The organism is Acinetobacter puyangensis (assembly GCF_900096995.1).
Classification (GTDB): domain Bacteria; phylum Pseudomonadota; class Gammaproteobacteria; order Pseudomonadales; family Moraxellaceae; genus Acinetobacter; species Acinetobacter puyangensis.
The window spans coordinates 1-20,868 of sequence record NZ_OANT01000009.1 but is presented as its reverse complement, the minus strand read 5'-3'; the positions used below and the strand labels follow the sequence as shown (position 1 = coordinate 20,868).

20 protein-coding genes are annotated in these 20,868 nt (G+C 37.6%); 13 read left to right on the top strand and 7 right to left on the bottom strand.

Annotated elements, in window-relative coordinates; translation table 11 throughout:
• Positions 1-13: 13 nt before the first annotated feature.
• Positions 14-1,039, bottom strand: coding sequence for an ABC transporter permease (locus CRO21_RS14015; protein ID WP_097079943.1), 1,026 nt, complete (start codon positions 1,037-1,039; stop codon positions 14-16).
• A 322-nt stretch (positions 1,040-1,361) separates the two neighbouring features.
• Between CRO21_RS14015 and CRO21_RS14010 the strand changes: the two genes are divergently transcribed.
• Genes CRO21_RS14010 through CRO21_RS13985 form a run of 6 tightly spaced genes read left to right on the top strand, consistent with a single transcriptional unit; the run spans position 1,362 to position 7,164 of the window.
• On the top strand, positions 1,362-2,189 hold the full coding sequence (locus CRO21_RS14010) for a hypothetical protein (protein ID WP_097079942.1): 828 nt from the start codon (positions 1,362-1,364) through the stop codon (positions 2,187-2,189).
• Between the two features lie 39 nt (positions 2,190-2,228).
• Positions 2,229-3,509, top strand: a complete 1,281-nt coding sequence (locus CRO21_RS14005) for an MFS transporter (RefSeq protein ID WP_097079941.1) — start codon at positions 2,229-2,231, stop codon at positions 3,507-3,509.
• Between the two features lie 21 nt (positions 3,510-3,530).
• Entirely contained in the window at positions 3,531-4,616 is a 1,086-nt protein-coding gene (locus tag CRO21_RS14000; protein ID WP_097079940.1) for an LLM class flavin-dependent oxidoreductase, read from the top strand.
• Positions 4,613-5,275 carry a cysteine hydrolase family protein gene (locus CRO21_RS13995; RefSeq protein ID WP_097079939.1) on the top strand — a complete coding sequence of 221 codons (663 nt, stop codon included), beginning with the start codon at positions 4,613-4,615 and terminating at the stop codon, positions 5,273-5,275. Before CRO21_RS14000 ends, CRO21_RS13995 begins: the two co-directional genes overlap by 4 nt.
• Complete coding sequence (locus tag CRO21_RS13990; protein ID WP_097079938.1) at positions 5,268-6,596, top strand: zinc-binding metallopeptidase family protein; 1,329 nt, start codon at positions 5,268-5,270, stop codon at positions 6,594-6,596. The genes CRO21_RS13995 and CRO21_RS13990 overlap by 8 nt, the downstream gene beginning before the upstream one ends.
• A gap of 31 nt (positions 6,597-6,627) precedes the next feature.
• Positions 6,628-7,164 carry a flavin reductase family protein gene (locus CRO21_RS13985; RefSeq protein WP_097079937.1) on the top strand — a complete coding sequence of 179 codons (537 nt, stop codon included), beginning with the start codon at positions 6,628-6,630 and terminating at the stop codon, positions 7,162-7,164.
• A 60-nt stretch (positions 7,165-7,224) separates the two neighbouring features.
• Here the strand turns inward: CRO21_RS13985 and CRO21_RS13980 are convergent, their stop codons facing one another.
• A complete protein-coding gene (locus CRO21_RS13980) occupies positions 7,225-8,196 on the bottom strand; it encodes a helix-turn-helix domain-containing protein (protein WP_097079936.1) in 972 nt (323 codons plus the stop codon).
• A 171-nt stretch (positions 8,197-8,367) separates the two neighbouring features.
• Here CRO21_RS13980 and tatA point away from each other — a divergent pair, with 171 nt between their 5' ends.
• Positions 8,368-8,571 (top strand): twin-arginine translocase TatA/TatE family subunit, encoded by a 204-nt coding sequence (gene tatA, locus CRO21_RS13975; RefSeq protein WP_171294059.1) that lies wholly within the window; start codon positions 8,368-8,370, stop codon positions 8,569-8,571.
• Positions 8,572-8,597: 26 nt separating this feature from the next.
• Positions 8,598-8,981 (top strand): Sec-independent protein translocase protein TatB, encoded by a 384-nt coding sequence (gene tatB / locus CRO21_RS13970; protein ID WP_097079934.1) that lies wholly within the window; start codon positions 8,598-8,600, stop codon positions 8,979-8,981.
• Positions 8,982-9,028: 47 nt separating this feature from the next.
• On the opposite strand, the gene CRO21_RS13965 is transcribed toward tatB, so the two are convergent.
• The 4 genes from CRO21_RS13965 to CRO21_RS13950 are packed head-to-tail and all read right to left on the bottom strand — an operon-like array spanning position 9,029 to position 13,770.
• Positions 9,029-9,988, bottom strand: a complete 960-nt coding sequence (locus tag CRO21_RS13965) for a MarR family winged helix-turn-helix transcriptional regulator (protein WP_097079933.1) — start codon at positions 9,986-9,988, stop codon at positions 9,029-9,031.
• Positions 9,989-10,005: 17 nt separating this feature from the next.
• The gene (locus CRO21_RS13960) at positions 10,006-10,782 is read right to left on the bottom strand and encodes an HpcH/HpaI aldolase/citrate lyase family protein (protein ID WP_097079932.1); all 777 of its coding nucleotides are present in this window, start codon (positions 10,780-10,782) and stop codon (positions 10,006-10,008) included.
• Between the two features lie 27 nt (positions 10,783-10,809).
• Positions 10,810-11,580, bottom strand: a complete 771-nt coding sequence (locus CRO21_RS13955) for an aldolase/citrate lyase family protein (RefSeq protein ID WP_097079931.1) — start codon at positions 11,578-11,580, stop codon at positions 10,810-10,812.
• A 21-nt stretch (positions 11,581-11,601) separates the two neighbouring features.
• The gene (locus CRO21_RS13950; RefSeq protein WP_097079930.1) at positions 11,602-13,770 is read right to left on the bottom strand and encodes a TonB-dependent siderophore receptor; all 2,169 of its coding nucleotides are present in this window, start codon (positions 13,768-13,770) and stop codon (positions 11,602-11,604) included.
• A 250-nt stretch (positions 13,771-14,020) separates the two neighbouring features.
• On the opposite strand from CRO21_RS13950, the gene CRO21_RS13945 reads away from it, so the two are divergent.
• The 5 genes from CRO21_RS13945 to CRO21_RS13925 all read left to right on the top strand — a co-directional run bounded on the left by CRO21_RS13945 (position 14,021) and on the right by CRO21_RS13925 (position 19,227).
• Positions 14,021-15,280: an acyl-CoA dehydrogenase family protein gene (locus CRO21_RS13945; RefSeq protein ID WP_171294058.1), complete on the top strand. Its 1,260-nt coding sequence runs from the start codon at positions 14,021-14,023 to the stop codon at positions 15,278-15,280.
• A gap of 65 nt (positions 15,281-15,345) precedes the next feature.
• Positions 15,346-16,695: an LLM class flavin-dependent oxidoreductase gene (locus tag CRO21_RS13940; protein ID WP_097079928.1), complete on the top strand. Its 1,350-nt coding sequence runs from the start codon at positions 15,346-15,348 to the stop codon at positions 16,693-16,695.
• Positions 16,695-17,441 carry an ABC transporter permease gene (locus CRO21_RS13935; RefSeq protein WP_097079927.1) on the top strand — a complete coding sequence of 249 codons (747 nt, stop codon included), beginning with the start codon at positions 16,695-16,697 and terminating at the stop codon, positions 17,439-17,441. Before CRO21_RS13940 ends, CRO21_RS13935 begins: the two co-directional genes overlap by 1 nt.
• A gap of 2 nt (positions 17,442-17,443) precedes the next feature.
• Positions 17,444-18,157 (top strand): ABC transporter ATP-binding protein, encoded by a 714-nt coding sequence (locus CRO21_RS13930; protein ID WP_097079926.1) that lies wholly within the window; start codon positions 17,444-17,446, stop codon positions 18,155-18,157.
• Between the two features lie 20 nt (positions 18,158-18,177).
• The gene (locus CRO21_RS13925) at positions 18,178-19,227 is read left to right on the top strand and encodes an ABC transporter substrate-binding protein (protein ID WP_097079925.1); all 1,050 of its coding nucleotides are present in this window, start codon (positions 18,178-18,180) and stop codon (positions 19,225-19,227) included.
• Positions 19,228-19,694: 467 nt separating this feature from the next.
• On the opposite strand, the gene CRO21_RS13920 is transcribed toward CRO21_RS13925, so the two are convergent.
• Positions 19,695-20,672, bottom strand: coding sequence for a zinc-binding dehydrogenase (locus CRO21_RS13920; protein WP_097080003.1), 978 nt, complete (start codon positions 20,670-20,672; stop codon positions 19,695-19,697).
• Positions 20,673-20,868 lie beyond the last annotated feature (196 nt).

Genomic DNA, 20,868 nt, shown 5'->3' with positions numbered 1-20,868 from the left:
TTAAGTCCTCCATTTAGTGTGACTCAAAATGTAAGGAAATGAATTTTATGACAATGTTGATGAACAACACAGCTATGCCATAACATAATGCAACAGATTGAATAATCGGCAAATCCTGATTGGTAATGCCTTTTAGCATTAATGCCCCCAAGCCCGGCAATCCAAAAATTGTTTCCACCAATAAGGTTCCTCCAACAAGCATACTGGCTTGCACTGCAATCAGTGCAATCGTTGGATAAATTGCATTAGGCAAAGCATGGCGTAGTAAAATGTAGCGTTTCGGATGTCCTCTTAATTGAGCAAATTTAATAAAATCCTGTTGATAAACAAGTTGGAGCTGTACGTATAATGTTTTGACAATCATCGGCAGAATACTCATTGCCAATACCATAATTGGCATAAAAAGATGAGTAATCAGATTGCTTAAAACGCTTAAATCATGATTTAACAAGATGTTGATGAGTAAGTTATCGGATAAGGGGTGTAGTTGTATACTTGGGTCAATTAAGCCAAAAAATGGTAACCAATTTAATATCAGCCCAAAGATAAAGATTAATAAAATTGACCAAAGGAACTCAGGAATAGATAAAGTCATATTATTGAACACTTCAATACTACGGCTAATCCATGTGTTCTGAAAATAAAATGCAAATAAAGTAAGCACCAAACCCAAGCATATGCCAATTATAATTGCACAAAAAACAAGCAGTGAAGTAATGGGAATGGCGTTTTTTAGGCTTTGAATAACTGGTTCACCTGTTTGAATTGAGACGCCAAAGTCACCAGAGAGTAAGTTGATGATCCAGATTTTATATTGCACCCAAATAGGCTGATCAAGTCCTAAATTGTGGCGAATTATTGCGACATCCTGGGGCGTTGCTGTAGGAGGGATGAGCATGCCTGATGGATCCAGAGGCATTAATCTTAAAATAATAAATAAAATTAAAGACACCCAAAACAATATGTTTAGATATTTAAATAGGGCTAAACACAGCATTATGGGTATTTTTACTCGCGACATGCAGTCCATATAACTCATCGATACTTCTCTGTCATTTGTATGTCGAATTTGCAATGACCATTAAGATATGAATGTTTATGCAATATCCATGCTAACAAAGAATTCAACAAAGTTAATAAAAATCAATTTATTAAACAGAAAAATGAAATATCTGATTATTTTGACAAATTGATATGCGCATTTCTACAAACGTCTAAAGTCCAGTGTTGCTTAGTATCTATTTATCAACGATGCAGATCTTATGCTTTTTTATTCAAATTAGAGATCGGGTCATTGTTGGAAAGGTTTGCATGCTCATTGCAAGTAACAGTTAAATTCATGATGTTTTTGGAGCACAAATATGGTTCAACAGTTAATCATAAACCAAACCAAAACCATACTTAAGCAGCATTTAGCGACGACTAAATCATTATTAAGTATCTCTCTATTATGCTTGGGTGCTTCAAAAGTACAAGCACAAGATATTGTTAACTTTCAGTCTTTGGATACAAGCCTATATGTGTTTGACAAGAACAGGATAGATCCTGAAAGAACGATTTCGCCAGTTGTTGAAGCTTGGGGAGACTATAGTTTTGGCGATATGTATGTTTATGGTATTTGGCAAAATTCTTTAGAAAGTGATTATCAAGGTGACGATAGCACTTACTATTATAAGTTTGTGCCTCGATTGAGCTTAGGCAAAAATATAAACAAAGACATCTCTAAAGGCATATTTAAAGATGCTTCAGCAGCATTATGGGTGTCTAAAACTAAAGGCTATGACTTTACCTATATGCCTGGGATTGCATTGGATTGGAATGTCCCGGGGTTTATGTGGTTAAGAACAATTTATTATTTTGAACATAATCCTGGAAAGGGATGGGATGACCAACGTTTACATATTGATTATGGCTATCCATTCAGTACCAAAATTGGTGACTTTCGGATTGTTGGAACTTATGACCAAACTTTTGGTAAAGGTGATAATCCGACTATGATCGATTTTAAGCCTGAGATTCATTATGACTTGGGTAAAGCTTTGGGAAATAAGCCTGGGCATCTCTGGGTTGGTGCTGTGATTAATCCGACCAAGAATAAATACAAAATTGAAGACTCTCCATATTTTAGAACGAATCAATCTAACTATGGATTAATGGTTCGATATAGCTTTTCTTATTCAAAATGGTAATTCGTACATTTGATTTCAATTCACTTTTAGGAGTTCCTTATGGAAAATGTAGCGCAAAAACCGTTAAGTAAAGCGTATTGTTGGTCAGTTTTAGTCCTTTTTAGTTTGTTATTTTTTCTGATTACAGCTGCGACCTTTACGTCATTAGGTGTTGTACTGCCCAGTATGATTGAAGAGTTGGGATGGAGCTGGACCAGTGCCGGATTTGGTTTCACCTTATTGGGTCTGGCTTGTGGTTTATCAAGTTATGTGCCTGCACACACGATTAGAAAATTTGGTGTAAGAATCACATTACTATTGGGCATGGTGATTTTGGTGGCTGGGTTTACGAGTTTATATCTTGTAGAAACAATTACAGGGTATTTCATCGGCACGACTTTACTGGGTATAGGTTTTAGCTTCGTTGCAACCGTACCTGGGACTTTTGTACTTAGTCGATTATTTGAAAAACAATCCTTGATCTTTGGGATCTATTTTACTGTGGGCGGCTTAGGCGGTGTAATTGGACCGGCGATTTATTTTCTTTCCATCAATGTCTGGCACGACTGGCGTATGCATTGGGCAATCTGCGGTATTGCATTACTACTTACTTTGATTGTCAGCATGTTTGTGATTAAAGAAAACCACGCGGAGAAACAACATGCTGACTTGATTTCGTCACTAAAAAACGATGATAGCAAAAGTAATATTTACCGCTCAGAACAAATATGGACTGCCTCAGGTGCATTAAAAACATGGCAGTTTTATGTGATTGCTGCCGCCTATACTTCATTCCTACTTTGCGGAATTACTGTAAATAGCTTTGCAGTGGCACATATTACAGATCATGGATTTGCTGCGGCAGTTGCTGCAAGCCTTTTAAGTGCGCAAGCATTTATTAACGCATTTTCTCGGGTAGGTGGCGGGATTTTAGGCGAATTTATTGAGCCTAAAAAATTGCTCATCATTAGTTTGACTACAATTTTAATTGGCATGATTGCGATTAGTTTTGCCAACTCATGGTTGATGCTGATGCTATTTACAGTGGGAATTGGTGTGGGCTATGGCATGACTTTCTTATCAACCAGCATATTATTGACCAATTACTACGGGCGAGCACCTTATCTGGAATTATTTTCGGTGATGAACCTGATCTCGACCATAGCATGTTTTGGACCATTGGTTGCAGGCATGATCAAAGATTCTATGGGTAGTTTTTCTTCCGCATTTCTACTCTATGCCATCATCCCGTTTGTGATTTTGATTATTGTAATTTTTATGAAACATCCTCGCCAGAAAGAAGTATCTAATACTGATATTTCAATGGCAACAAAAATATAAGCAACTTTAAGGAGCCAGATCATGACAACTCAATGTACAAAACAATTCGGTGTATTCTTACCTATAGCCAACGGTGGATGGATTATTTCAAAAAACACACCAATACTGGATGCATCTTATGAACAAAATAAAGCGGCTGCGATACTTGCTGATGACATTGGTTTAGACTTCATTATGTCAATGGGCAAATGGCGTGGTTTTGGTGGCGAAACAGGTCATTGGGGCACTTCTTTAGAATCAGTAACCATGATGGCGGGTATAGCTGAGGCCACCAAAAATGCAAAATTAATTGCAACGATGCATGCCGGTTTACACAATCCTGCTGTTACTGCAAAAATGATTGCGACATTGGATCAAATCAGCCATGGACGTGCGGGTTTAAACATCGTTTCAGGTTCATTTAAAGATGAATTTGATCAAATGGGCGCATGGGATGCTTCACTTTTACATGATGACCGTTATGAAATGACACAGGAATGGACGACAGCAATTAAGCGTTTATGGTCAGAGCCAAGTGTCAACATGGACGGAAAGTATTTTCACCTTAAAAACTGTGTTTCTGAACCAAAACCTGTGTCTAAACCACGTCCTTATATGATTTGTGCTGGACAGTCGGAAAAAGGACTACGTTTTACAGTACAAAATACAGATGCATGTTTTATTGGTGGCAAAAATGAAGCAGAAACCAAAAAAATTAGCAACTTAGCCAGAAGTCTTGCGAAAGAATATGACACCTCAATTAAAGTTTTTTGTATGTGCACAGTCATCATTGCGGATACAGATGAAAAAGCAGAAGCTTTAGCCAGTTATTATAAAGAAGGTCTTGATGTTGATGCAGTGAAAGGCATGATGCGGAGTTTTGGTGTCGATATTGAAAGTGCACAAAGTATGTTTGAACAAGCCAAAAATGCATTTATGACACATACTGCGATTGGAAGTGCAGCATCATGTAAAGCACAAATCCAGTCATTGATTGAAGAATGCGATCTTGATGGTGTAATGCTGATCTTTCCAGATTATGTCGATGGCTTGACCAAATTTGGCAAGTATATTCTGCCTGAGCTCAAAGCAGAATTTAGTTCCGCAACAGAGGAGGCAGTTTTATGAGTGAAAACCTCCATGACTGGATTGATCCATCTTCCACTGCACTTTGTATTATTGACGTTCAATACGATTTTGCCAGTCCAGATGGTGCGATGAGTCAATATGATGTTGAAATGAAGAGCATCTATCCAGCGATAGAAAACATGAAAAGACTGCGTGAAGCTGCGAATAAAATTGGTATGCCTGTCATTTTTATCGGATTACAAACGTCACCAAAAACCGACTCAATTCCTTGGAAACAGCGCATGATGCGCTGTGGACAAGATCCTGACAAGGCATATGCTGTATGTCGTAAGGATACAATTGGGGAGTCATTTTATGAAATCTTGCCTTCGGATCGGGATATTATTTTTTATAAACCGAAATACAGTGCTTTTGCCGATACACATTTTGCAGAATTGTTACGCAGTAAGGGCATCGATACTTTAATCACATGTGGACTGACCACGGAGTGTTGCGTGGACTCAACTGTGAGAGATGCAGCACAACTTGATTTCAGCGTATTTTTAGTCAATGACGCATGTGCAGCATATCGACAAGATTATCATGACGTGAGTTTGGCGGTATTAGCTGAAAGCTTCTCGATTAACTTTGATACGCATGCAATGATTGCAGCTTTATCAAAATACGAAACATCAGATAAAGGTGTGCATTATGTTTAAACATATCTTTGAGCAAAGCTATCCTTCTTTATATCCAATTAGCGATCAAGAGAAATCTGCCATACAGACTGCGATTCATCAAGATGAGTTAGTCAATTTATCACTCCAGCTGGGAAATATTCCAAGCCAGTCAGGTCAGGAACTGCAAGCTGCACAGTTTGTGTATCAATGGCTGCTTACACAAGGCTTTAAAGCAAAAATGATTGGTGTTACGCCAGAACGACCGAATGTTATTGGTGAATATGGGGGGCATGGAACAACAGGATCAAATCTACTCTTTAATGCGCATCTTGATACAGAAAGTCCGACCTTTGACCCACAGCTTGATGATCTTAAATACAGCAAAAAAACAGTAGCATTACCCGACTGGACGAAATGCTGGATTGAAGATGATGTGTTACATGGATTTCCGATTACCAATGATCGAGGTCCGATGAGTTGTTTTTTAATTGCTGCAAAAGCATTAAAAACAGCAGGGATTGAGCTTGATGGGAAGCTTTATTTAACAGCTTCTCCTGGCGAAATAGGACCAGAACCGATTGAAGAATTTCAAGGCATATCATATTTAGGTAAGGAGATTGGTACCCAGTTTCTATTTAATCATGGTGGTGTGTGTCCTGATTATGCGGTAGTGGCTGAAGGTACTGATTTTGGTATTACATGGCAAGCAAGTGGTTATTCTCTTTTTAAAATCACCTTATTTGGGGAGGGAATATTTACCCCTGTATTGTCACATCCACATGATCTTAAGCAACATCCGAATCCACTTCATCGTCTTGGTTTTGTGACTGAGGCATTAACAGAATGGGCTAAAGCATACGAACTGGAGTTTACCTATAAATCCGAGGCTGGAACCTCGATTCCTAAAGCACAAATTGATTCCATTCGGGCAGGATTGCCTCATACCTTTGGTGCAGGTACAGAAATCTGTCATGTTTATCTGGATGTCATCATCCCGCCACATTTAAAAGCAAGTGTGATCGAGCGATCTCTGAAACAATGTCTAAACCAATTAAATATTGGGAAATACGAGATTACTCCTTTACTGGTGAGACATGGATTTGAAGCAGATCACAATGTTTATCCTTTGGTGAAGTCACTCAATGATGCGATGCAAACGGTCTTTCAAAAAGATATTCAACCCGCTCATCCTGTCTATTCAAGCATGTGGCGTGATCATAATGTTTTTAACATGAATAATATCCCCGCAGTCACCTGTGGAATGCCGAGAGACAAACCATCTGCATCAGATATGGTGAATTGTGCCTATCTCTATGCTTTAACTATGCTCTCTATTTGTGGTCGTTATCGAGGCGCGTAAAAATTTAAACACTAGTTTTTGAGGTAAAAATATGTCCAGACTTTGTATGCAACCTAATCTCGTACTCAATACTCAGGATATCGGTTTAAGATTACTGGCATCAGATTTAGATGGAAGAAAATGGCGCGATACTATGGCAAATTTTGCCAGTGGTGTAACGATCATCACCTCTTTAGACGAACTTGGCAATGCAGTGGGTTCAACGGTCAGTGCTTTTAGTTCTCTATCTCTAGATCCAATGCTGCTATTAGTTTGTTTAGACAATCGTAGTCGGACACTTGGCCATATCCAAAGACAGGAAAATTTTGCAGTTAATATCTTATCCAAGGATCAAAAAGAAATGGCTTTTCTATGTGGTTCAAAAAGTAATGATAAATTTGATTGTATTGAGTATGTGCTAGGTCAGTACGGTTTACCTTTGTTAAAAAATACCTGTGTCAGTATCGAATGTGAGTTAACAGCAGTCCATGATGGTGGCGATCATAAAATATTGGTTGGTAAACCACTTTCGCTTTTACAGACCGATATGCAATTACCTTTAATTTTTCATAAAGGGCAGTTTATTTAATGTGATTTTAGGGTCTGTAAAATGGTAATCGCCATCCAGAACAAACCCTAATATTTTTAATTATATTTTTTGAATTGCTTTGTTACGGTAATCTGATGGACACATGCCGACATATTGACTAAAGACTCGGCTAAAATAAGCGAGATCATTGAATCCCCAACGGTAACATATCTCTGAAATAGATAAATGTTGATGCATATGATTTGATAAATCTCGTTTACATAACTCGAGTCTTCTTTCACGAATATATTGATTAATACTTAAATTCGCTTCATTAAATAATTTTTGAATATATCGCGTAGATACATGATTTTTTTGTGCTAGGAAGGTCAAATTGAGTGCAGGATTATGTATATTTTCTTCTATAAGATGGCATACATGCTTAAAACTCTCAGCATGGGTTTTATTGGTGAAACTTTGTATAGTGATTTTGTCAGATAAATTTGATAGGAATAATTCAGTTAATGATGTTTCAATAGCATGGAATTTATCTATTTTCAAATGCTGAATATGTTTACTAATGCTTTGTAAAAATTCTGAAAGTAATGCACTCATACCAGAATTTGGTTCTAATACGCCAGCACGAATTGACAGTGGATTGATCAGCCGTTTATAGAAAACTGTGTTTGGAATTTCAATGGTTAATATTTTAAACTCACTATACATATTGAGTTCAACGTAATCAATATTACCACTTGAACCATATAAAATATTTTTATTTCTCAAATCAAGAACTTCGTGATTTATTTTTAGTTCGGCTTCACCTTCTAAAATAATAGCTAACCACAAACTTTCTGTAATATCAGGATAGTTCCCAATGATGGTTTGAGGTGATCCTGACAACATCACGAACTCTAAACCCAAAGGTGTTTTTTTATAATTAATCTCGCCAGACAGATTGTCAGAGTGATATGTTGGTACAGATAAAAATACCTTTTCCATGGCATTTTGCCAAACATTTTTCTGTTCGGTAATCTCAAAGTTATGAGTAGAAAAAGTCCAGTCATTTTCATTCAAAGTTTGAGGTTTCATAGCACTTCTTACCTTGTAATTTACAAATAGTTATTAGCAAAATTTATGCCAAAAATGAATATATTTTTATTTTAAAGAGGGAATTATGAAATTTTTTATTTATTATATAGACTATTAGTGATATTTTAGTTCATTGTTATATACTCTATATTTTTTTGAGCGAGAATTATTATGGGCTTATCCATTTGGCATATCTTATTATTTTTGCTTGTCGCTGTTTTACTATTTGGGACATCAAAACTTAGAAATCTAGGAAAGGATTTAGGTGGTGCACTTAAAGATTTTAAGAATACTTTAAATACTGATGATTCAAAGGTGCCATCTGATAGTAAAAATACGGATATATATCCTTCAGATAAATCCAGCAAAAAATAAATTAAAATGCGTTTTGGGATTAATCTATGTTCAATATTGGAATGGGTGAATTATTACTATTTTTAGTAATCGCACTTATTGTACTTGGTCCTGAACAGTTACTACAAGCCATTCGTTATGGTATAAAATTTTATAACAAATTGAAAAAGTTAATTCAGCAGATACAAAATGATGTTGAAAAAGAGTTAAAACTTTCAGAATTACAAGAATTAATGACTAGCAAGCTAAATGAAGTTCAAATAAAAGAGCAAGAATTACAGTTACAATTGGAGCGATTGAATCAAGAAATTATTGAGCTGAATAAGCCAAAATCAAAGTTGAGATCTATACATTACATCTCAATTACCTCGTTAACTATTCAGCAATTAAGAATTCCCTATCTTCCATTGAAGAGTAACAAGGGATTTTAATTATGCATGCTACAGAACAACTAGTTTAATTGAGGTGTCTAGGATATCTAATTTTCACAAGAATTGCTTAGAGCGGTAATAGAATTAATGATAGAAGTACACTTATTGAGTTTGGCAAGTTCACTTGTATTGAGTCCAGTCATGATATTTGTTAAATGTTGGCGCTGTTCTTCTTTTATATGAAATAAAAATTTTTTACCTGAATCAGTTAAGCCCAGATAACGATATCTACCATCTGTAGAACCCCCTAGCTTTTCAATCAAACCCATACTTAATAAGGGGCTAAGCATTTGCGTTACTGCTGATCGTTGTAAATATTCCATATTTCCTAATTCACTAGGGGTTATTTGTTCATAATTTTCAATTATTTGTAAGATGGTTGTTTGTGTTGGATGGAGGCGTGAGTTTAATTTTCCTTGTCTCATATACTTGGACATATGCATAGTGAGCATACGTAATGTGCCTGTTGAATGTTCTGAGTTATATATCTGCTCAGATAATAAATGATCAGTTGAGTGATTTTGGTTAATCTTTATGAGCATACTGATAATAATATTGACACTATCTTGTATTATTTCCGTATCTGTACTTTTAAATAAATTTTTTGGTCCAGTTAATACAGCATAATTTAGTGCTCTCATTTCTTGTACATGATCTTGTCCATGTTGATTGATATAGAAAATTGAAGATCGTCTGTCTATGGGATTTGTATGATGGCTAATTTCACGTGCGATTAATAAATGATTAAGCGCACGTGAAACAGAAGGCATAGCTAATGAGGTTAGGTTCGCAATTTCACTTGGCGTAACTGCTTCAAACTCATGAAGTAATCCTAGAATTGGACCAATAGTTTCTGAATGTCTTACAGTGCCATTACGACGATATTCCTGACGTAGAATCCGTTCAAGTTGCATGAACATCATCTGCAATTGTGCAGATGTGTTGATGACTTTTGAAGGGGGCATAGTTTTAGTCTGGTACAATAATTGTCCTTTTTGTCTCGACATTCAGTAATCACCTACTATCAATGATTATAAATTTGATTGACCAATATAAGATGTTGAGGATTGAGTAAAGAGCGACTTGCAAAGCCTAGGCTTTTTCCAAGGAGAGTATTTTGTATTAAATCGCTAATTGTAATATTTGGCAAGGCTGTTACTTGTACTGGTGGAGGTAAATTTGCTGTTCGGCTAGCCAACACCAATTTGCTTCTTGCAAATGCCAATCCTTCATCACTAAATACACCAAGATCATGGGTCAAATCGCCTTCTCCTAGACCAAGTGACCAGACTAAATGGCTTGCTCTTACTAATTGATCTAGGTTTTTTAAGCCTTCTGCGCTTTCAATCATAAGTTGTAAGCCAATACTGTTTAATACCTTATGTTCATTGCGAAAAAAATCAATTTTACGTGCTAATAATTGTATTTGTTCAACCGATTCAGATTTAGGCACTCGAATAGCAGTTAATTTAGAATGTATGACGGCCTGAATATCTTGATCATGGTGAGGTGAATCTGATCCATTAATACGAACGAGTATTCTATGCGTGGATTCAGTCTGGGTCTGCAAATAATTTGAAACAGCCTGTCGGGCTGTATTTTTGTATTCATCAGGAACTAGATCTTCCAAATCAAAAACAATGGCATCAGCAGAATTTACGTCTACGCTGTCGAGAATATCTAGACGGTGACCAGCAATATAGAGATAGCTACGTATGGGTCTTAATGGAGACAGTTCATCAAGTATCGATTTGCATTTTGGCTGAACAGGATGCTCAGGTAGATATATCAGATCAGACATATTTAATAATCTCGCGATAAGGTGTTGCTATATTGACTTTCTTAAGCCTGACTGGGTTCGAATAGGTGAGTGGATAAAGTCATGATATGCTTGTTTCCAGATCGCTACATGTTCTGCTTTCCAAACAGTACGTGCCGTATAACCTAACTGCAATCCCAATAACGAGGATTCGTACATATATTCATCAGACCAATGTGGCACAAATGACTTTTGTACAGGACCAGTTAATCCAAAGGCTTGTGATGCCTGTACAACTTGTAATCGAGCAAGTAGCATGGCTTGATCAGTAGAACTTTGTATACTTTGGTAGAGTGATTCTTCTGCAAGTCCTAATCTCCAAATCGTATGTGTTGCGTTCGCAAGATCTAAAACATTGATTAAACCTTTTGCTGTGCCGGGATAAACTTCTAAACCAATGGTCGGAATTATTCCTGCCTGTTGGCGTTTCAATTCTACGATTTGAGCAATATCTCTAATCCAAATCGAACTTTCTACCCGAGGTAAGCGCAGTGCGCTTACTCCAGGTTGTATGATCATTGCTAAGTCATCCTGAGTAAAAGGCGTATCTGGACCATTAATGCGAACCAGTGTTGGCAAAGCAGGTTTTATTTGTAAAAACTCTGCGACAGCATTACGTGCTTTCACCTTATCTTCGACTGGGACAGGTTTATCAAGGTCAAATACAACGGCATCTGCACCAGACCGATATGCTGCTTCAAAATTTTCTGGTTCATTTCCACGTACAGCAATATAGACTTGGACATGTTCAATAGGATTTTTAGTAATAAAAATAGTCATATTTACCCTTTAAAAATGATGTTAGAAGTCAAATTTCACATTCAATACTAGATCTCGTGGATCTCCAGGTTGTAACCATGATGCACCTGAAGTCACCCAATACTGTTTATTAAACAAGTTTCTTATTGCACCACCAAAAGTCACAGGATGGTTTTTGACATTGGTTTTGTAGCTAAAGCCGATATCAGCCAAGGTATAAGCATCAAATGGTTTAGTATTGGCAGGATCAGAGAATACTTTGCCTGTATGACGTACACCGCCATTAACACTCAAACCTTCAACATTTGGAATATCGTAACGGGCAAAAGCGGTGGCTTGTAAGCGAGCAGCACCTTCTAGACGATTGCCTATGAAAGAAGGTTGTGCCTGAATATATTTGGCATCTAGTAAGGCAAGGCTGGTATCAAGCTGGAAGCTTCGGGTTGGGCGATAACCTGCGGCGATTTCTAAACCACGATTACGGACGATACCATCTTGAACCAAGCGGTTTGCACTATTGACGTATTCGGTTTCTTTTTCTAATTCATACAATGCAGCATTCGCATACCAACGATCATGTTCTGTTTTTATGCCCACTTCGATTTGCTTACTCGCCATTGGCGGAAAAGGCTCACCATAATTGGCAATTGTTGGAGAAATACTGCCGCCACCAGACTGTAATGCATTTCTTACCCAGCTGGTGTAAAGCGTTGTATGCTCTCTGGGTTTAAAAATTAAGGCAGCTGTTGGGGTAAAATGACCGCCATTATAATCCATGATCCGTTGTTCAAGCGTATTGTAATTATTTTGGCTATAGTCCGTATAACGTCCACCAAGTAGAACAGACCATTGATCATTAAAAGCAATGGTATCATTGATGGTAATGGCTTTTTGCTCATATTCAGCCATGCGATATAACGATGGATTAAAGGTATATGCGTGGGTAAGGTTATTCGGTTCACGTAAATTACCAAAACCAATGACTGTACTGGAATCCTGATTACGGTCATCATCTTGATCAATCTTTTGATATTGCAATCCAATATTAATCTGATGCGTTAGATGACCTGTATTAAATTGACCTTTTAAGTTTGTTTGGAGTTGATTGTAATAAAATTTACGTTCGGAAAAAGAACGATTAGTCCGATAATCCCCCTCATTATTGAGTACAAACTGAACAATATTGGCATTAATCATATTAAAAAATGCATAACGATACGCTGTTTCTAATGACCAGTCTGGAGCAAAATTCCAATCAATACCTGCTGTGGCAAGTTGCATTTTACTTTGTTTATATAATCCACGAATTCCTGTTTTGATCTTACCACTAATCGTATTGTTATCCGTGAAATTGGCTAATTGAATGATTCCTCCAGAAAATCCGTCTAAATCATAATCAAGCACATGACCATTAAAATAGGCTTTTAACTCATCGGTTAACTGCGCATCAAGTGTTAAAGATGCAGACGCTTTATCAACATAACCTTCATTAAAGCTTGTGCCTTTTTCTTTAATCGCGTTCAGGCGATAGCCAAAACGATTATCCTGATCAAAGTGTCCACCTAAATCAAGATGTGTACTAAAAATACGATCTGATTTATAGCCAAAGTCAATACTTGCTGTACGTTCGTCTGTTGGTTTTTTTGTCGTGTAGTTAAAAACACCTGAAGGCACACCAACGCCGTAAGCAAAACCACTTACGCCTTTAAGTAATTCAATACTGTCAAAATGACCTAAATCAAGATCTAAAAACCAGTTTGGAAAAGCTAATCCATCAATTTTATAGCTATCTAATGGACCTGGGACTAGACCACGGACAAGTACCCGAGAACCGTTTTGGGTAGATCGACCACTATTGCTTGCAGATGTTGATGCATCATAATTAAAGACACTACTGACATCGATGGCTTGTTTTTCTGCTATCTCTGCGGCTGAAATAACATTTACAGAGAAGGGCTGGTCAAGTATTTTTCCGTCACCTAGCGCACCCAGATTGACCTTTTTATTTTGCGCTGTACGTACATTTGCTGTGGCCTGTACCACGATTTCATCTAAGCGAATGACATCTTCCTCTTCTGCCAGGGAATCTTTAGCTGAAGAAAACTGTGTAAATATACAACTGCTTATTGCAATGATAAGTGCTGTTTTACGCCCATTAAATTTGCCGATCTGAGCAAGGTGAGAATCTTGAGGAGTTAAATGATTTGGCATTTTTGAATAACCAGAAAATATTGAGATTTGCCGATTCTAAATGCAGAATTTAAAATTTTTATATAGATATATATTCTTTGAATATCACCAACTTCATCATTAGTTTAGAGCTGTTAAGTAATTTAATTATCATTAATGAACTACTCTATTTTTAGCTGATTAATATATAGAAAATCGGTATAAATCTTTGATGAGATGCTCATGTATAGTTCATTTCCATGAGTTTTTCATGTATGAGATGTATAACATTATGACTGTATCAAATATTCAAGAAGCAAATTGGAGTTCGCTATTAGCAAGATTTCAACCTATTTTTAATGATATTGAACGTGGTGCAGTCGAACGAGAAATACATCGGCAACTTCCTTTTGAGCAAGTCAAACAGCTATTAGATGCAGGTTTTGGACGAGTACGCATTCCTGTTGACCGAGGTGGTTTTGGTGCGTCGTTGCCACAGTATTTATTATTGCTGACAGCATTAGCCAAAGCTGATTCCAATATTGCCCAAATATTTAGAGCACATTCTGCATTTATTGAAGCTGAATTATTGCAAAACAATGTAGAGATACAAGAACGTTGGTTCCCAATATTGGTTCAGGGTGGCTTTATTGGTGCAGCAATGTCAGAAAAGATAGCTGCTACTGATGTCACAGTTTACCTTGAAAAGAAAGAAGAGGGCGGATGGATATTAAATGGCAAAAAATACTATAGCACGGGTACTCTGTATGCAGATTGGATGACGGTATATGCCAAATATGAAAATGAATTGGCAATTGTCATGGTTCAAACGACTGCTCAAGGTGTGACTAGACTGGATGACTGGGATGGTTTTGGGCAACGGCTAACAGGTAGTGGTACAACTATATATGACCATGTAGATATTCCGGAACATCATTTGATTCGTTTTTTTGGCAAAGATGGAATGCCTTCTGGTGAATTCATGGCTGCATATTTTCAGCTTTATCATTTGGCAACACTTGCAGGTATTGTTCAGGCAGAATTAAGAGATGCAATTGCTTACACACTTAGTCGAACTAGAACTTTCCGTGTTCCCGGAGAAACGAGCCCGCGACAAGATCCTTTGGTGCAACGTATTATTGGTCGAATTTCCAGTATTGCATATGCGATTGATGCCATCGTGCGTCAAAATGCAGGATCACTTGAACAATATATCCAAGGGCAGCATCGTCCCATTGGTGTATCTAATGTAGAAGAACCAATTGATGTCCGTGTGTATCAAGCACAACAAATTATTTTGGGATTGGCACAAGAAGCATCCGGATTAATTTTTGAAGTGGGTGGGGCTTCATCCGTCAGTCGAAAATTACAACTGGATCGACACTGGCGCAATGTTAGAACTTTAGCTTCACATAATCCAGCCAGCCAACGTGAACAGGCTTTGGGAAATTTTTACTTGAATAATGTTGAACCGACGGTTGCATTACATGTTTTACAACAAGCAGTTACAGAGAAACTGCAAGTGAAAGAATCAGTGAGCTTGCCATCTTAGCTTGATGTAGACCTTACTTAGATCCAACTCAACCGAATCGTATTGAAAGAAATTAAGGAATAAAGATGACTCAGCTTAAACCACAGATGAGTATAGGCATGAATCTTATTGATTTAGGTGCACATCCCGAAGCGTGGCGTTCAGGTGAGGTTCGTGCAGATGCATATTTTGATCCTGAATATTATCGTCAATTGGCCCGAATTTCTGAGGAAGGTAAGTTAGACGCAGTATTTATTGCTGATGTACCTGCATGTGCAGGCGATTTTAGTAAAGTGCCTGTCGGACGCTTAGATCCTTTAATTACTTTAACTTTAATCGCTGAAGCTACAAAAAATATAGGTGTGATTGCAACGGCTTCTTCTACTTATAATGACCCATATAATTTGGCACGGCGTATTGCCAGTTTAGATATTGTTTCAAAAGGACGGGCTGCATGGAATGTGGTAACAACAGTGACAGATGTTGCAGCGCAAAACTTTGGATTGACAGAGGCAATATTACGTCACAAGCGTTACGAAAGAGCAGATGAGTTTATTCAAATTGTTAAAGCATTATGGGACAGTTGGGAAGATAAGGCGATCATTGGTGATTTACATAATGGTGTTTTTGGAGATGTAAATAAACTCCATGCCATTAATCATCAAGGACAATACTTTTCGGTTAAAGGGCCTTTGAATGTTCCTCGTACACCACAAGGACAGCCTGTATTGGTACAAGCAGGTTCATCAGAAGCGGGAAAAAATCTTGGTGCAGAGCATGCAGATATTATTTTTACCTCACAAACGACATTAGATTCTGCGTTGAATTTTTATCAGGATATGAAAGCTAGAGCGACAAGATTTGGTCGTAATCCTCAGCATATCAAAATTATGCCGGGGTTATGTACGGTGATTGGCGGTACGGAAGCTGAAGCAAGACAGCGTTTTGAAGATGTACAGCAGCATATTGATGAACAAAGACAGATTCTTCAAGTTGCAATGCGTATTGGTTTACCCCCTTCTGAATTAAGTATTGATAAAGAAATACCATGGGATTTATTACAGCAACAACCTGAACATAATAGTGGCTCTCATGGATTTATTGATGCACATTTAGCATTGGCTCGTGAACGAAAACTGACTGTTCGAGATATGGCTAGACAGATTTTGGTGGGACATCGTTTATTGGTAGGTACACCTGAACAGATTGCTGATTCTATGCAGTCATGGTTTGAAGCAGGCGCAGCAGATGGTTTCAATATTATTCCAGAACGTATGCCTTCAGGCGTCCAGGATTTTGTAAGTGAAGTCGTACCTATTTTACAGCGTCGAGGGGTATTCCGTCATGAATATACAGGTACGACCTTACGTGAACATCTAGGGGTTCCCAAGCCAAAGAATCGTTATTCATCAATTTCAGATTTGGAGATTGCTTGATGAAGCGCTATCTATTGCCCTTGGTTGTATTGGTGTTATGGCAACTTGGGGCGAGTACGGGTGTGGTCGATTTACGGCTATTTTCCTCACCTGAACGGATTGCACTAAAATTTGGGGAATCTATAGCCGATGGTAGTTTGATTGAAAGTATTTTGATTTCACTCAGTCGATCATTCTCGGGCCTGTTTGTTGGATTATTAGCTGGCGTTGCTTTAGGCGTTGCAAATGGTTTATGGCGAGCAAGTGAGGAAACATTTGATTCAAGTATTCAAATTTTAAGAAATATTCCTGTAATTGCCTTAACTTCACTGTTTATTGTTTGGTTTGGCTATGGTGAGTTATCTAAAATTCTTTTGATCGCTATGGCGTGTTTTTTCCCAACATATATTAATGTTTTCGCAGGTATTCGTAATGCCGATAACCGCTTAATTGAGATGGCAAAAACCATGAATGTCAAAAGACGAGTGATTGTACGGCATATTTTATTGCCAGCAGCTTTGCCACAAGCTTTGGTGGGTTTACGTTTTGCATTGACTGTTTCGATTTTTGCACTTTTTGTTGCTGAAACGATTAATACCAGTTCAGGTATTGGTTTCTTGATGATGCAAGGGCAGCAATTTGGTCAATCTGACATTATTTTTATGTGTTTAATTATTTATGCATTATTTGGTGTTGCTTCAGATCTTTTGGTGCGTTTTTTAGAGCAAAGATTGTTGTCATGGCGTCAGGAATTTAAGGGGAACTAAATATGTCGCAAGGTGTATCGATTAAAGGTTTAGTTCGTAGTTTCGGTGGCAAAGTCGTAATCAACCAACTTGATTTAGAGGTGCCTTATGGACAATTCGTTTGCCTACTAGGACGTAGTGGTTGTGGTAAAACAACGCTCCTACGTACTATCGCAGGATTAGAGGCGGTTGATGCGGGGAAAGTGATCGCGCCAGAACAAAAATCAGTTGTTTTTCAGGATCCAAGATTATTACCTTGGCGGAATGTATTATTCAATGTTCAGTTTGGTGATTATGAAAATACAGCATCTAGAATAAAAGCACTAGAAACATTAGAAGAAGTTGGATTATCAGACCATATTGATGCATATCCATTGACATTGTCAGGTGGTCAGGCTCAACGTGTTGCATTAGCACGTGCGTTAATTCGAGAACCAGATTTATTGTTACTAGATGAACCTTTTGCGGCATTGGATGCTTTGACTAAGTTACAAATGCAGAAATTAGTGCGAGATTTATGCAAGATACACAATCCAGCGACTATTCTAGTGACGCATGATGTTTCAGAAGCAATACGTCTAGCCGATCGTATATTAGTGATGAGAGATGGCCAATTTATTTCAGACATCAATATACAACAGCAATTCAATCATCATTCTGCAAAAGACATTTTGGCTTTGCAGGAACGCCTGTTAGATGATTTACAAGTTCCTCTTGAACAACGGCAACCCAATTAAAGTTTGATGAGAGGTTTAATATGCGCTTTTATGTAATAAAAATTGCATTGCTTGCAATTTGTGCAACATTAATGGCTTGTTCACAGAATAAGAATACATCTTCTAGCGAGTCTTCTATAAATACTCAAGCCGCACTCAATTATGAAGATATTTTGAAACAAGTGCAGCAAGTTACGCCTGAACAGATGAAAGGTGTAACGATTAATGTGATTGATGGTCTATTTGGGTCGTTGCAGCTTAAACCAGCCGGATTAGATGATACCCCGTATCAAATTAATTTTATTCAGGCCATGAATGCCAGTGATCAGATGGCATTATTATTATCTGGACGGGCTGATTTAAATGTTTATGGTGATATTTCTTTTGCAGGCATTGTCGCAGCGGATGTGCCTTTAACGATTGTCCATGGTATGCAACGTCCAGCTAAGCCTTGTGGTATTGCAGTCAGAAAAGACTCACCCATTACGAGTATTACGCAGCTGAAAGGAAAAAATATTGCTAATACCACAGGATTTTCATCTGAAATTATCGCAATCCGTGCCTTTAAAGAATATGGTCTTAATTTCTTTAAAGATGCGAATGTGATTGAGATGAAGACGCTTGCAGATGCTCGTCTAGCTTTTTTAAATGGACGAGTTGATGCTTGGGTAGGTTGTCATGAAGCGTATAATGGCACCATCTTAGATGGTTATGCGCGTTCATTGGTTGATGGTGAAGATGGCCGTTGGATTGGGCAAAATTACTGGGGTATTCATCATAACGCTTTTAAAGATATTGTCCGTTTGGCAGCAGTATTGGATTATATTAAACGGGTTGATCAGAGTTTTGAGTGGGCAAATGCTAATCCAGAACAACTCGGTGAAATTATGGCAAAGGTTTTTAAAACAGATGCGCCACCACTTCAGCGTTACATGAAATGGAGCGGTTCAAGTTATGGTATTCCGGTTGATTTAGCAATGATTAATGGATTACAAGCAACCTATGATTTAGAAGCAGAAATCGGTCGATTACCAAAAGGTAAATCAGTTCAGTCATATTTTACTGAAGCTTTCAATCCATATTTTAAATAAATGTTGATTGGCTTTATTGCATACATGTAATTAGCTTAAAAGCTCTCCAGTTATTGGTATGTATGCAACAGCCAATGTTTTAGCACTATCCAAATGCGTAAAAATTATGATATTTACTTTAATTTGCAAATCTACCAAATGATGGTTGAAGCCACGACTAAGTACATTCTGTTTTAGGCATTTGAAAGAAAATATCTTAGTTTCTAGATATGATTTTTTACGATGGTCATGAGAGAATAATGTAGACTCATATGAAAATTAAGGTTTTTTTTGATATTCTGGTAAATCTTAACTATTTTATCATCAGAGTATTGATTTTAGGTAAAATTATATTATCCACCCTAACTTCTTTTCAAAATAGATTAGACAGTTTACGAAAATTGAGGGCGTAAGATTAATCACTTATGTCATTCTAAATGATCAATCATACTTTATCCTATTCAAAATTATGAATAAAAATAAATGAATTACGCGACCAACAAGACTTTACCCGCTTTAGCGGATTTTAAGCTTGCAGCAATTGCCTGTTTAATCTCTTGAAAATTAAAAATCCCCTCAACAGGTAATTGTAAGGTTTGATCAGCCGCATCATGTAATAATTCACTCACCAAGCGTTTTTTATTTTCAATGCTCATGTTCTGGCTGACTTTACTGCCCCAAAAACCTTTTAAGACAATTTGTTTAAAAATTAAATCGCCAGAGGGGATTTGCATAGGTTCACCTTTCATTGTACCAAAGGAAACTAAGGTGCTATTTTCACCTAGAAGTTGAACCAGATCGGTACTGGCGGTTCCGCCGATAGAATCAACTGCTGCGGTGATCGAATGTTGACCTACAATGGCTTTTACCTGTTCTTTCCAGTCATGTTGTGTTGTAGAGACAATATGTTGAATACCGAGTGCTTTCAATTCAGTAATTGCATCATCACGACGTACTAGGCTGATATTATGAATACCTCGTTTTTGTGCCAACATGGCCACGGTCTTACCCACTGCACCGCTTGCAGCATTTTGGATAAGCCATTCTCCCGACTGTAGATTAAGAAATTCTAATAACATTAATGAACTCAGTGGCATAGCAATCAATTGTGCAGCAAGTTCATCTGGTATATTGTCAGGTATTGCAATGACCATACGGGCAGGCGCAATAAAATATTCTGCCCATGTGCCATGTACGGAAGCAACTGAAACACGTTGACCAATCTGTAGATGATGAACATCTTCACCAATGGCATCAATAATTCCGACTGCTTCACTACCACCAATGGCAGGGAAGCTTGGTTGATAACCATAGCGACCCCGTACTGTCCAGATATCATGATTATGAATAGGTGCAAGAATAGTTTTAATGCGAACTTCATTCGCAGCTGGTTGTGGAACAGGATGTTCACCTACAAACAAAACATTTTCAGGTTCCCCAAATTGGGTATGTGTAATGGCTTTCATCATATGACTTTATCCTGTGCTTAAATGGCAGTAGTGTGCAAACGGACATCAATATTGCCGTGCGTTGCATTGGAGTACGGACAAACTTGGTGTGTTGCTGCAACTAATTTTTCCGCATTTTCCTGAGAAAGGCCGGTAATTTCGACAAATAAATCCACGTCCAGCGTATAACCACCACTTGGCAGCATACCGATAC